This is a genomic window from Psychrobacter sp. CX90, assembly GCF_057396305.2.
This window is the reverse complement of the sequence record NZ_CM182008.1, coordinates 391,456-404,817: the sequence shown is the minus strand read 5'-3', so window position 1 is coordinate 404,817 and position 13,362 is coordinate 391,456. Positions and strand designations below refer to the sequence as shown.

At 40.1% G+C, this 13,362-nt stretch carries 11 protein-coding genes; 6 read left to right on the top strand and 5 right to left on the bottom strand.

What is annotated here, in order from left to right:
- Positions 1-263: 263 nt before the first annotated feature.
- Positions 264-1,478: a dual-specificity RNA methyltransferase RlmN gene (rlmN, locus tag AC2SLN_RS01610; RefSeq protein ID WP_486548938.1), complete on the bottom strand. Its 1,215-nt coding sequence runs from the start codon at positions 1,476-1,478 to the stop codon at positions 264-266.
- 545 nt (positions 1,479-2,023) lie between these two features.
- The gene (ndk, locus tag AC2SLN_RS01605; RefSeq protein WP_486548834.1) at positions 2,024-2,455 is read right to left on the bottom strand and encodes a nucleoside-diphosphate kinase; all 432 of its coding nucleotides are present in this window, start codon (positions 2,453-2,455) and stop codon (positions 2,024-2,026) included.
- Between the two features lie 522 nt (positions 2,456-2,977).
- Between ndk and AC2SLN_RS01600 the strand changes: the two genes are divergently transcribed.
- From AC2SLN_RS01600 to AC2SLN_RS01575, 6 genes are all read left to right on the top strand, one after another.
- Positions 2,978-4,708: an FMN-binding glutamate synthase family protein gene (locus AC2SLN_RS01600; RefSeq protein ID WP_486548835.1), complete on the top strand. Its 1,731-nt coding sequence runs from the start codon at positions 2,978-2,980 to the stop codon at positions 4,706-4,708.
- Positions 4,709-4,739: 31 nt separating this feature from the next.
- The gene (locus tag AC2SLN_RS01595) at positions 4,740-5,693 is read left to right on the top strand and encodes a phosphodiester glycosidase family protein (protein WP_486548836.1); all 954 of its coding nucleotides are present in this window, start codon (positions 4,740-4,742) and stop codon (positions 5,691-5,693) included.
- A 451-nt stretch (positions 5,694-6,144) separates the two neighbouring features.
- Entirely contained in the window at positions 6,145-7,236 is a 1,092-nt protein-coding gene (ychF, locus tag AC2SLN_RS01590; protein ID WP_486548837.1) for a redox-regulated ATPase YchF, read from the top strand.
- A 151-nt stretch (positions 7,237-7,387) separates the two neighbouring features.
- Positions 7,388-7,939, top strand: a complete 552-nt coding sequence (locus AC2SLN_RS01585) for a hypothetical protein (RefSeq protein WP_486548838.1) — start codon at positions 7,388-7,390, stop codon at positions 7,937-7,939.
- A gap of 195 nt (positions 7,940-8,134) precedes the next feature.
- Positions 8,135-9,637 carry a deoxyguanosinetriphosphate triphosphohydrolase gene (locus tag AC2SLN_RS01580; protein ID WP_486548839.1) on the top strand — a complete coding sequence of 501 codons (1,503 nt, stop codon included), beginning with the start codon at positions 8,135-8,137 and terminating at the stop codon, positions 9,635-9,637.
- Between the two features lie 235 nt (positions 9,638-9,872).
- Complete coding sequence (locus AC2SLN_RS01575; protein ID WP_486531705.1) at positions 9,873-10,568, top strand: TetR/AcrR family transcriptional regulator; 696 nt, start codon at positions 9,873-9,875, stop codon at positions 10,566-10,568.
- Positions 10,569-10,671: 103 nt separating this feature from the next.
- Here the strand turns inward: AC2SLN_RS01575 and gspK are convergent, their stop codons facing one another.
- The 3 genes from gspK to gspI form a co-directional block, all read right to left on the bottom strand.
- Complete coding sequence (gene gspK / locus AC2SLN_RS01570) at positions 10,672-11,859, bottom strand: type II secretion system minor pseudopilin GspK (RefSeq protein ID WP_486548840.1); 1,188 nt, start codon at positions 11,857-11,859, stop codon at positions 10,672-10,674.
- Between the two features lie 96 nt (positions 11,860-11,955).
- Entirely contained in the window at positions 11,956-12,783 is an 828-nt protein-coding gene (gspJ, locus tag AC2SLN_RS01565) for a type II secretion system minor pseudopilin GspJ (protein ID WP_486548841.1), read from the bottom strand.
- On the bottom strand, positions 12,773-13,270 hold the full coding sequence (gene gspI, locus AC2SLN_RS01560) for a type II secretion system minor pseudopilin GspI (protein WP_486548939.1): 498 nt from the start codon (positions 13,268-13,270) through the stop codon (positions 12,773-12,775). Before gspI ends, gspJ begins: the two co-directional genes overlap by 11 nt.
- Positions 13,271-13,362 lie beyond the last annotated feature (92 nt).

Sequence of the window (13,362 nt, the reverse complement as noted above, 5' to 3'; positions counted from 1 at the left end):
AGAATGCTTACACATACTTTTGTTCTATATTTTAAGGACATACTCTGTTGTTATATTAAACTTACTATATTGAAACTGCTATCTTCCACTATAGCTACAAATCAAATCATCTTAATCTAAGCACACTTAGTGTTGCAACCCTAGTTTACTAAAGATTATAACTAAAATAGTACCAATGTTTTGAGCTTAGCCATTATTATCAAATAAACAGAGAGTATATAGTGCATTGATTACCTAATTTAGTCATGCATATTTAATGATAATTACTCATTGAGTGTCAGCTTGCGAGCTTCAATGCTCTCCTGCCATTTTTGTGAACGACGGGTTCTATCAGCAACTTGCCCAACCAATTGACCACAGGCGGCATCAATATCATCGCCACGCGTTTGTCGAATAGTACATACAAACCCTGCATTGTTTAAAATATTACTAAATGCGTGGATACGGTTGTTGCTGGAGCGCTCATATGGTGCATGCGGAAACGGGTTAAAAGGTATAAGATTAATTTTGCTAGGTAGCTCGTGTAACAAATCCACAAGTTGTAAGGCATGTTCATCAGTGTCATTAATGCCATCTAGCATGACATACTCAATGGTTACATGCTTTTTATGGCGTGGGTTATTATCATGAACATAGGCCTTGGCAGCAGCAATCAACTCACTCAATGGGTATTTTTTATTAATCGGCACAAGTTCATTGCGCAATTCATCATTGGGAGCATGCAAAGAGATCGCCAATGCAACGTCGATGTCTTTATAAAGATCGTACATCTTTGGTACCACACCAGAAGTAGAGAGGGTTACTCGGCGTTTGGATAAACCGTACGCATGATCTGATAGCATTAAACTCATTGAACTAACAACAGGCTGATAATTTAGCAAGGGCTCGCCCATACCCATCATGACGACGTTCGTCACAGAGTTTTGCCACTCAGTACTATTTACCCCTTCCATATACGATGCATTAGCCACCCAAAGTTGACCAATTATTTCAGCCGCAGTCAGATCACGCTCAAAACCTTGCTTGCCAGTACTACAAAAACGACAGTCTAGCGCACAGCCAACTTGAGATGATACACACAATGTTTTCCGGCCATTTACTTTGCTGTCATCTGCTGGGATTAGTACAGTTTCAACTAATGACCCACCTGCTACCTTGAATACCCATTTACGAGTACCATCTTCACTGTATTGTTTATGCACGACTTCAGGAGGCGTTACCTTGGCACTCTGATTTAACTTTTCTCTTAGCCCTTTTGATAGATTGGTCATCTGATCAAAGTCAGTAATACCATGCTGATAAATCCACTTCATTACTTGGGTAGCACGAAATGGCTTTTCGCCAAGCGTATTAAAATATTCGCTCAGCTCTGCCTGACCCATACCCAGTAGATTGACTCTGCTGTCTTGTGGATTAATGACATTTACAGCCTCACTGCCGTCATCATTCATTCTATCCGGAAGAGATACTGTGCTTATTTTTGTTACTTTGGTCATGATAAATTATCTAACCCGTTTACTGAAAGACTAAATGTTAAGAACATATTATATCGCATATAACCATACTATGTTTCTTTATAGTTAGCATAGTTAGCTTTATACAAGACTATGTTTCTTTATAATTTCATAATTTCTTTATATTTATACGCCATACAAGAAATTATAGGCTGTCTCTTCATCATATAAATGGCAACAAACCCTTGTATACAAACTAAGATACCTACTTATAAAACAAGCTGACTGTTATAGAACAAGCTGACTGGATTAACAGTAAACATATAAAAACGGCTAAGCAACTGCTTAGCCGTTCTAAAAACAACCTTATACCCTATCAAAATATCTTGCCCAAAATACTGAGTATAGAAACGAAAGGAGCAACAAAAAACAAGTGCGCCCCCAATACCTATTAATTAGTAGTAAACTTAATTAGTAGTAAACTACGCAAGTTTGATGCGGTTCATTTAATTTATGCAAACTGCACTTTACAAATAATACAAAGATATGTCATTTTGCAAGCTATAAGATTAACGAGTACGGTTTAAAACTTCGTCATCATTAAAAAAGTATGCAATTTCACGCTTTGCAGAGTCTGCAGAGTCCGAGCCATGTACTGCATTTTCATCGATACTTGAAGCAAAGTCTTTACGAATAGTACCGTCGGCAGCTTCGGCTGGGTTAGTTGCCCCCATGATTTCACGATGCTTAGCAATGGCATTTTCGCCTTCAAGAACAGACACAACAACAGGACCTGAAGTCATAAAAGACACTAGATCATTGTAAAATGGACGCTCTTTATGCTCCGCATAAAAACCGCCTGCTTTTTCATCATCAAGGTGTAGCATTTTAGCGCCTACGACTTTTAGACCCGCTTCTTCAAAACGGCTGTAAATAGCGCCAATTTTGTTGTTGCCCACTGCATCAGGTTTGATAATTGAAAGAGTACGTTCGATAGCCATGCTATGCTCCTATAAGATAAATGAATCAAGATTATTATTGTTTAAATAGTTGAGAGGAACTTATTACCTATCATTGAGTTAAGTGCTAGATTAAAAGTTAAGTGCCAGATTATCAGCCGTTGCTAAATAAAATAGTAACGAAAGTAATAACATCCATCACAAACAGCTGCTCTACCTTATGCCTCAAAACGGTTACTTAAGATAGGTTTTAAACGGTGTCTTCAAACTGAGGCTTATTATAACGGTTCATCGCCTATAAATGATAGGAAAAAATTGCTTACATAGTCTAATCCGAAACATTATCATACTAAAGTTTTTAAATCATGATGGTAAAGTATGCATTTTAGACACATTTCATTGTCTTTTTAATTCCGTTTTTTTGAAAGATTTTTAATAAGCGCCTTACTGCTACCGTCTTATTTGAATGACCTGCATCTTTAATGGCACACATTTTTTGAAATATATTTTATTAAAATAAATAGTCACCACTACCTTTTGATTTGAGAGAGTTAAGGATAAATCATGCCTAAATCACGTACCGATTTAAACCCAAAACAAGACAGCATGAATAATAGCGAACGTACCTATCAAATTAGCTTTTTTAAACGCTACGGGTTATTTTTTGCAGTTGTTATTGGCTTAGTGGTGGGTGTTATCTTTGCTGAATGGTGGCTTGCGATTTTCTGTGGTTTTTTAGTGGCCGTTGGTATTCATGATATCGCTCAATCCACACATGCCGTCCTGTCTAACTACCCCATAGCAGGACATATTCGCTACTTTTTAGAAGATTACCGCCCAGAGATCCGTCAGTATTTTATTGAAGACGATAAAGAGCAGGTTCCATTTTCTCGGCAGCAGCGCGCGTTAGTTTATCAACGTGCAAAAGATATCAGTGATACCAATGCCTTTGGTACCTTGGATGATTTATATGCTGCCGATAAAGAGTGGTTTTTACAATCACAAACCAGCCATAAACTTGAAAATACCGACTTTCGTATTACTGTTGGCGGGGAGCGATGCAAGCAGCCTTATTCGATGTCTGTCTTTAATATCTCAGCCATGAGCTTTGGGAGCTTGTCAGCTAATGCAATAATGGCGCTAAATCACGGCGCAAAGCTTGGTGGCTTTACTCACGATACTGGAGAAGGCGCTATTAGCCCTTATCATCGCAAATTTGGTGGCGATTTAATTTGGGAGATTGGCACTGGCTATTTTGGGTGCCGCGATAATACTGGAAAATTTGATCCTAAGTTATTTCAGACACATGCGCTTGAACCCCAAGTCAAGATGATCGAAATCAAACTATCTCAGGGAGCAAAACCAGGCAAGGGCGGCGTGCTTCCTAAAGAGAAAATAACCGAAGAAATAGCTGAAACTCGGCGTATTCCTATGGCAGAAGATTGCATATCGCCGGCTAACCACTCCGCTTTTAACACTCCACGTGAGCTGGTTCATTTTTGGCAACAGCTTCGGGAGCTGTCAGGTGGCAAGCCTGTCGGATTTAAACTATGTATCGGACAACCTTGGCAGTTTATGGCTATTGTTAAAGCCATGATTGAAGAAGATAATTATCCAGATTTTATTGTGGTGGACGGTGCAGAAGGGGGCACAGGTGCCGCACCTGTTGAGTTTATGGACAGTGTCGGAATGCCACTTATCGACGGATTTTTATTTGTTCATAATACGCTTGTAGGTGCTGGCATTCGCAATAAAATTAAGGTAGGAGTCAGCGGCAAAATTGTATCAGGATTCGATATTGCCAAGATGTTGTCACTTGGCGCGGACTGGTGTAACTCAGCGAGAGGATTTATGTTTGCTGTTGGCTGTATTCAGTCACGATCATGTCATACCAATACCTGTCCAACTGGCGTCGCTACTCAAGATCCTTATCGGCAAATAGCATTAGATGTGCCTGACAAATCATTGCGTGTTGCCAATTTTCATCACAATACACTTAAATCTTTGGCCAATATTGTGGGCGCAGTGGGACTATCACATCCAGACGATTTGCATGCCTATCATGTGGCAAGACGCATGAATGATGGCACCATTAAACTGCTCTCGAAATTCTTCTACTTTATGGATGAAGGGGCCCTACTAAACACCAGTGCACGCGCCAATATTTATAATCAAATGTGGGTAATGGCCGATCCTAATAGTTTTAATGCCGACAACGAAGCCTATGTGGCTTATAATGAAGACTCCCGTGACCAAAACAAAGATCCTGACGATGGCCTGAAAAATTATGCATAGTATCGAATTCAGTGTCAAAACGAAACAACTAATGGCCAGAAAAACTAAGCGAAACCCTCTAGCCAAAAGGGGTCGCTTCTGTTTGTTAAGTGCGACACTACTGTTTAACGCTACATTAATCCTAACAGGCTGTAATGATACAAAAGTTAACAGACTTGTCAAAATAGCGATTAAAGATGATGAGTCAAAAAGCGTAGAGCAGTATTGTCAATCTAAGTCTGTGCCATTTGAACATTCGCTATGCACAATATCACAAAGTAATTTAAGTAAATCAAAAAGCCCTTTGTCGCTAAAACTATTTTGGAAATCTGGCAAGTGGAAAATGGATGGAGCACCCTTTGATATTGATAAAACACTGAAGCCACTTTATACCTTTGATCAACTGATAGAGGATTTAGAGTCAGATACTCAGCTTAAATTTGCCACTAATGCGGGCATGTATAACCGCGAGTTTGCCCCAATTGGCTACACAGTGATTAATGGTCAACAAATATTATCGTTAAACTTAAATCAAGGTGCGGGTAACTTTCATATGATGCCAAATGGCGTACTGTGGTGGGATAAAACTGGCAAAGTATATATTACTGAAAGCAATACACTGCATACCATGCTTGATAATAAAGTAGCTCGCCCCTTGTATGCCACTCAATCTGGACCTATGTTGGTAATAGATGGCATGATTCATCCAAAGTTCAACCCTAATAGCGCCTCAAAAAAAATACGTAACGGTGTTGGGGTTTGTGATGACGGTAACGTGAGCTTTGTGACCAGCAGTGAGCTGGTTAACTTTTACCAGTTTGCACATTACTTTAAGGAACAATTAAACTGCCCCAATGCCTTGTTTTTAGATGGCGGCGTTGCCTCTGCGTTATATGCCCCTGATATTAACAAAAAGGACGATAAAAACATGGGAGTCATGATTGGTCTCATAGAAAACAAGGTAGTAGAAGATAATCTATTAGAAAGTAAAACTGATGCAAATTAGCTCGCATCCAATTTAAATCGAAGTTAAATCTAATTTAACGTATAAACTTAACTTATATAAAATAGCCAACTGACCGAACTTCAAGATTTAAACTTGCATTCAATGACCGCTCTAGCTTGGGCTGTTTCTCATTTAGGAATAGCCGTTGGTAGCTGACTTTTACCAAAAAGAAAAACTGTAATTCGCCCCTAAAACTTTGTCTAAACTTAAAGTCTGTGTCAATATTAAAAAGATCTGTTTTACCTTTAAAATTTTAAAATAGAGACGAATGATATAGACATACATCACGATTATTTTCACACCCTCTATTCACACCCCCTAATTGAAGACACGCCTCAAGTTAATTTTGCTACAATACGACATATTTTTAGGCCATATTGTTTTGCTAAAACCGAAATATGACCTTTTAAGCTTTAATTTATATCAACATATTATTTAAGAGAGAGACAACATGGGCTTTAATTGCGGCATCGTCGGCCTACCTAATGTAGGGAAATCAACCCTATTTAATGCACTCACTAAAGCGGGGATTGCTGCCGAAAACTTTCCGTTTTGTACAAAAGATCCAAACGTGGGTATCGTGCCAGTCCCCGACCCTCGTCTAAATAAATTGGCTGAGATCGTTCAACCTGAAAGGGTAATGCCAACGACTATGGAGTTTGTAGATATTGCCGGTTTAGTGGCAGGCGCATCGCAAGGCGAAGGTATGGGTAACCAATTTTTAGCTAATATTCGGGAAACAGATGCCATTGCTCATGTGGTTCGCTGCTTTGATGATGACAACGTTGTACACGTTGACGGTCGAGTTAGCCCAATTGATGATATTGAAACCATTAATACTGAGCTTGCATTAGCGGATTTAGAAGCGGTTGAGCGCGCCATCGTTAACTTATCCAAAAAAGCCAAAGGTAATGATAAAGACGCTAAGGCTGCTTTAGATGTTTTTAATAAAATCGAGCCTCTTTTAGCAGAAGGTAAAGCAGCTCGTGCAGCAAACCTTGATGAAGATGAAAAAAAGCTTATCAAAAGCTATGGTTTAATTACCTTAAAACCGACCATGTATATTGCCAATGTTAGCGAAGATGGCTTTGAAAACAATCCATATCTTGATGCTGTTCGCGACTATGCTAAAGCTGATGATGCCATAGTTTTGCCTCTTTGCAATCAAATTGAAGCAGAGATTGCCCAGCTCGACGACGACGACAAAAAAGACTTCTTAGATGATATGGGGATGGAAGAAGCCGGTTTAGATCAAGTGATCAGACTTGGTTATAAGTTACTCGACATGCAAACTTACTTTACCGCTGGGGTAAAAGAGGTGCGCGCGTGGACAGTCAAGGTGGGGGCTACTGCACCAGAAGCTGCTGGGGTCATTCATACGGACTTCGAACGTGGCTTTATTCGCGCGGAAGTTATCGCTTATGAAGATTTTATAGAATATAACGGCGAAAAGGGAGCTGCGGCAGCGGGTAAATCTCGCCTAGAAGGTAAAACATATATCGTGCAAGACGGCGATGTGATGCACTTTAGATTTAACGTATAGCTGTGACGTACATTTCTAACATTTTACAAAGCCATTTTTTATAAAGCCCATGTTGAGCAATAAGAAGCTAAATAACATGGGCTTTATTTTATGATTGACTTGTTATATTATAACATACCTTTAATATACTCTTTTAACTTGGAATTACCGTATGATTAAATCCACACAAATAGTCTGTTCAATGCGCACTGCTTTATTAGGTACAGCACTGACGATGGCTTTAATAGGATGCCAACCCACAACACCTACTGAGAGTAATGAGCAGGAGGGTCATGAACTTAGTGAGCATCATGAGCACGAACATCATGAAGATGAAGAGCATATGCATGATGAGCACGATCATCATGAAGGTGAAGAGCACCTTGATGACAGCCATGATCATGCAGGTCATCATCATGATGATAATCGCATTAAGTTTAAGTGCGAGCCTGAATTGGAGATCTCTGCGTTTTATCATGACGACAGTACGCCAAAAACAGCACACCTTTTAATAGAGGGTATTGAATATGACTTATCCGCAATAGATACCGATTCAACACAAAATACTTTTGTCAGCGAAATTGGTCTTGATGATGGTCATGGTTTAGTTTGGCAGATAGATAATGACACTGCTCTTTTATCAGCAGTTCCTGTTGCCCAAGCTACTGGAAACATTACCTTAGACAGCAAAGAAATCTTACACAAGTGTCATAAGGCATCTTAATCTTATGTCTTATAGTTTGTCATTAGTTCATTTATGATGCCTATCTGTCAGATAGGCGTTGTTAAAGAACTCATATTCCTATTGAGTTAACCCCTGCGTTAACAAAATGTGTTAATAGGCTGGTTGCCAGTTTTCTGTTATGCTAATCAACATAAATACTATAAAGATAATAGAAACAGTTCAATTTGGTGCCTTATGACTCAACCCAGCCTCTATTTAAATAATAAAATCAATGAGCTCAATCCAGCCACGCTGCCATCCAATAAACACTGGTCATATCTATTAACCGACCGCCGCTTGGGTAATATTAGAAAAGATAGATCGCATGAGAAATCTCGTACACCCTTTCATAAAGACTATGATCGGCTTATATTTTCACAGTCATTCCGCCAGTTAAACCAAAAAACCCAAGTGCATCCACTAACCAAGCAAATGGGAATTCATACCCGTCTTACCCATTCACTTGAGGTCTCTTGTATTGGACGTTCACTGGGTATGATGGCAGCTGAAAGGCTACAAGAAAAATTATCCGATGGCCTACCGCGTGGTGTCACTATTGGGGATGTTGGGGTCATTGTACAAGCTGCTTGCCTTGCCCATGACATAGGTAACCCACCGTTTGGTCATGCTGGGGAATATGCCATACGTGATTGGTTCAATCATCCCAACCAGAATCAATATCTAGCACTGATGGCTCCTGAACAACGCCTAGATTTACAAGGCTACGAAGGCAATGCCCAAGGTTTTAGAATCATAACTCGCAATGAGCACCACCCTGATCGAGGTGGTATGCGCCTTACCTGTGCAACACTTGGGGCGTTTATGAAGTACCCTTGGTTGGCGGCTCATAGTAATACTATTGAATCTACTCATCAGCACTCAGCTCAGCGTATAACAACCGATGATAGGCCATATCTAACAAAAGCACCTATAAGCACCCTATCAGTAAAAAAGTACGGGTGCTTTAGCAACGATGCCAACCTACTAGATAAGTTGGCAAGTCAGCTGAAACTACCTTACTCTCCGAGTCATGAAGGCTATGCTAGACACCCCTTAGCCTATTTATTAGAAGCCGCAGACGATATTTGCTATGCATTAATTGATTTAGAAGATGGTATTCATCTAAATATGCTGGAATATCGAGATGTCGAACCCTTGATGCTTGAGTTAATCGGCAACCGCGGCGCACCACCAGAAGTGACCAGAGGTGCACCTATCGCCCAAAAATTAGCGGCCTTACGAGGTCGTGCAATGATGCGATTAGTGGATAAAGTGACCCAAGCCTTCATAACACATGCTGACGCTATGTTAGCAGGAGAGCTGCAAGGCAGTCTATTTGATCATTGTGAACCCAGCGTAAGGGATGGTATTTCGCAAGCCAAAAAAATGGCGTCACAGCAAATTTTTGCACATCCTAGCAAAATTCGTATGGAGCTCATGGCAAATCGTTGCCTACAGACCTTACTTGATGCCTTTATGCCCTTAGCATTGCTCCCTCTTAACAATCAGCCACCACACTTTGAGCAAAAACACTTGATACAATTGCTTAATCAGCATATGCATACCTTGCACCGTGAGCTTAATAACGACGTCTATGATAATGCTTTAAATATATTAGACTACATCACAGGTATGAATGATCATGAAGCCTATAAACTTGCTCAAGATTTAAATGGAATTGGTGGCGGAGTATGGTAACCTATCTACTTTTTTTTAAAATACATAGGCGAGCCTACGTTTAGTGTTCGCTTTTTTACCAATATTAAAAAATGAGTTAATACCTATAACTAATATCTATAATAATTGTAACGCCAAGAATATGCGCTTGATTTATTCTACACTTTCATCGATATCCAGTGCATTGATATCTAATGGGGTGTCATATTCAAATATCTGAATAAAAAATATCTGACTAAATAAAGATGAAACTTCTATGAGCACGACAATGAATACCCGTGAACAGAAAAAACAAAAAACCCGTGAAGCTTTTTTTGATGCGGTACTTGATTTATGTATGATGGGTCAATCCTTTGCCTCCATCAGCTTACGCCAAGTTAGCCGAGAAGTTGGGGTCGTTCCAACTGCCTTTTATCGTCATTTCGATGACATGGAAGTACTAGGTAGATGCTTAGTTGAAGAAGAGCTAGGTGAAGCTTTATCTACTCTGCGTACTGGGTTACATATGGGGCGTACCCGTAGCTATGACCGCCAGATAGCAACCAGTATTCAACTGTTTTTTGCTTCAATAGACGAGCATCCCCGCTACTGGCATTTTTTAGTCAGTGAACGCTTTGGTGGCTCTGAAGCAGTACGCAATGCCATTAAAGCTCAAGTGTCTCTATTTGCACAAATCATGGGAGCAGACCTAGGATTACAACCTGCCTTTCAGCACATTAACGATCATGACCGACGTCTTTTAGCGGAAGCAGGACTAAACTTATTCTTAAACTGGATAATTGACTGGTTAGACTTAACTTATTCGCAAACACACGATGAAGATATTGATGTCAATGCGCTAGAAGCTAAAAAACAAGAGATGTTAACTAAATGTGCTAGGCAGGCGCAAATGTTATTTTATGGGGCTGAAAACTGGCGTTCAACAGAAGAAACTCGCTTTAAAGATGAATAAGGCAATCTTCAATAGCTTTACAGTATTGCGTTAGCATTAGAGAGTTGATAAAAAGAATGAAGCCGTTTTGACAAAGATAGGATATTTTCACAAAGAGCATCACTTAAAATACGGGATGGTAGGTCAATAGTCTAGTGCCAAATACGCCAATTCTCAATTTACTATTGTCTGCAATATCTGGCTCCTTCTGCTTACTGTCTTCTACTTTAGCCTCCTCTCCACCTGCTTGTGAGTCCTGTTGCACGCTCTGATTTAAGTCTATCTTGCTAATGGTAGTCGTCGCATAACGATGTTTGTGTGAACGTTGGTTGTTATCATTCCCCTTGTTTTTTCCCGTGTCTTCAACCGCAACATCAATTAACACTTTAAATGCACGACTCCTAACATCCAACATAGGCTTCACCTTATCTAACTCTTCTTTAGACATACTTGACCAAGGCTGCTGTTCTAATGCCTCCTCAATGTTTGTCGCAGGGGTTACTTGAATTTGCTTGTGGAATTCATCTAGCGCTTCTAACTGAGCTTCTTTAAACAAGGCACTTAATAGCAGAGGGCTAGCGGTATTAACATTAATTGGTAAATAATAAGGAACAGCGGTAATATAAGGCTGTAACTTTTTAAATTTTTCTGAATTAAAACCACGAACAGACATAATTTCTTCTGTACTTATAAACGGCTGGTTGCTGATAGTGGCAAGTGTGCTTGTTATTTGCCCCCCTGAACCGCTTGATGAAACATTACTTCCAGCCAGTCCCCCTATATTTTTATAGGCGTCTAACTCTGCCCCTCCTTCCGCTGAGGTTTCAAAGTCTGGATCTTGCCAGTCAACAACGGCATAAGCTAACTCAGGCTCTAGGCCGAGTTGTACTAACAGACGCTTAAATATGTCAACTGCCACCACATCCACACTACCGTTATGATAAAGATTATTAAGGTTAAACCGCCCTGCCGCGTCTTGGATATGTAGGGTTATATTATGCTGACCATAAGCGGTGGTGGGCAAAGGCTGAGCCCAAGCATCCAATAAGCTATCATTCATATTTACTTTGCTATCTGCAGCAATCAAAGCAGCTGCCAAACTCTCCCCTGCTCTGACATCCTGCAATATCTGATCTTGAGTTTTTAATAAGTCATATTGACGAATTGATATTCTTTGACTGGCAACCATAGACCCTGCCACAACCGTTATAGCCACTACCAAAAGCAATATGGTTAATAACGCAACGCCTTGCTGGCTTTGCCTAGTAGGGCCATATTTGCCGGTCTGAATTTGGAGCGATTTAATAAGCATAAACTTTTACTGCGTAATTAATTATGACAGTTTGCGAACGTTTTTGGGCATATTGGAATAAATTTGAGCTGAAGGTGTCAATCATGGTGTTAAAAACTACTGATTATTTGATTTTATAGGATCGGTAGAGGGTGGTGCATTACTTAGAGCAAAGACCCAATGTATTGGTGCGTCAACATTGCCTATTATTGTGCTAAAGCTCACACTAACACCCTTAGGAAGGGCAGGTGAGCTTTCTATTTTAGCCTCTCTTTGAGTCTCATTATTGTCATCATTTGTTTTGGTATTAACAACTTGCGGATTACCACTGATTTTATCAGTATGAGGATATTGACTCGCCGGCTGTGGTAATAGGACTTGAAATTGACCGGCACTAGCACCTTGTAAAATAATACTTTTTAGCGGCTGTTCACTACTTAGATTAGAGCCTCTATTAAGATTACTATCCATGTCATCAATGCCACTATTTAAATTCCTATAACGCTCACGTACTAAATTGCCATCGCTAAAACTATAAACCACACGTTCTAGAATTGCCGACTGCACATAACGAGGATCTGGGTCAGCAAAGCGTATAAAACTTAACCTATTGTCTTGTAAAGTGAAGCCGTTGATAGCGGAGGCTTGAGAATCTTCAGTCATGCCAATAGCATTATCCGCCATGGTAGTACCAAGCGGAGTATTGACCAACTGATACGCCACCACCTGTGTCATATCTCTTTGCATTTGCTGGTAGGCATACTGTAGATCCGTCAATACATCTGCCTGCATTTGTGCCCGCTCTTTACTGCGGCTAATACTGTCAAAAACCTGCCAGCCTGCGACAGCCAATATCGCAAATATTGCCATTGCCACCATGAGCTCTAAAAGGGTAAACCCCTTTTGAGCTCGATCAAAACCCCTACCTTTTACTCTAATTATCATCACTCAGCCCACTTTTTGGCAGTGCCGTTTCATTAAGTCCTATTACCTCAGGGTTACTGAGTAATATGGTCAAATCGGTCACTGAGTGTTGCACCTTATTAGTTTCACTATCTAGCGGTGCAACTTGAATCAGAACAGGTCTAACTATATCTTGCAATGTACTATATGGGCTAGCAACTCCCTTCCCGATCACGTCAGAGATTGGCTTGGGTGTCACAGTAACTTGCCACTGTCTACCTTGTTCTGTCACTGTGGACTGCTGAGGTGTTTGCAGCCATTGCGGATTTATTTGTAATTGAGCGGCTGCATTTTGTGCCACAAAATGTGCCAATGTACGTGTTTTGAGGTTATCAACAGAGCGCAGATAGGTGCCACTGGCTTGACTGGCAACCACAGCAACCATTGCTAAAATAGCCAGTGCCACCATTACCTCTATTAACGTAAAGCCACTTTGCTGTTTTAAGTCATATTTTACATTTAGAGGCATCACATTTATTGCCTTATTAGTTATTACCTTATTAGTTACTGTCTAATGAATGATTAGCGCTGCATTAAAATAGCAGCTGTATCACTATATAA

Coding starts and splice junctions, on each gene's coding strand:
- ndk (WP_486548834.1), bottom strand. CDS start 2,455: ATGGCTATCGAACGTACTCTTTCAATTATCAAACCTGATGCAGTGGGC.
- AC2SLN_RS01600 (WP_486548835.1), top strand. CDS start 2,978: ATGCCTAAATCACGTACCGATTTAAACCCAAAACAAGACAGCATGAAT.
- AC2SLN_RS01595 (WP_486548836.1), top strand. CDS start 4,740: ATGGCCAGAAAAACTAAGCGAAACCCTCTAGCCAAAAGGGGTCGCTTC.
- ychF (WP_486548837.1), top strand. CDS start 6,145: ATGGGCTTTAATTGCGGCATCGTCGGCCTACCTAATGTAGGGAAATCA.
- AC2SLN_RS01585 (WP_486548838.1), top strand. CDS start 7,388: ATGATTAAATCCACACAAATAGTCTGTTCAATGCGCACTGCTTTATTA.
- AC2SLN_RS01580 (WP_486548839.1), top strand. CDS start 8,135: ATGACTCAACCCAGCCTCTATTTAAATAATAAAATCAATGAGCTCAAT.
- AC2SLN_RS01575 (WP_486531705.1), top strand. CDS start 9,873: ATGAGCACGACAATGAATACCCGTGAACAGAAAAAACAAAAAACCCGT.
- gspK (WP_486548840.1), bottom strand. CDS start 11,859: ATGCTTATTAAATCGCTCCAAATTCAGACCGGCAAATATGGCCCTACT.
- gspJ (WP_486548841.1), bottom strand. CDS start 12,783: ATGATAATTAGAGTAAAAGGTAGGGGTTTTGATCGAGCTCAAAAGGGG.
- gspI (WP_486548939.1), bottom strand. CDS start 13,270: ATGCCTCTAAATGTAAAATATGACTTAAAACAGCAAAGTGGCTTTACG.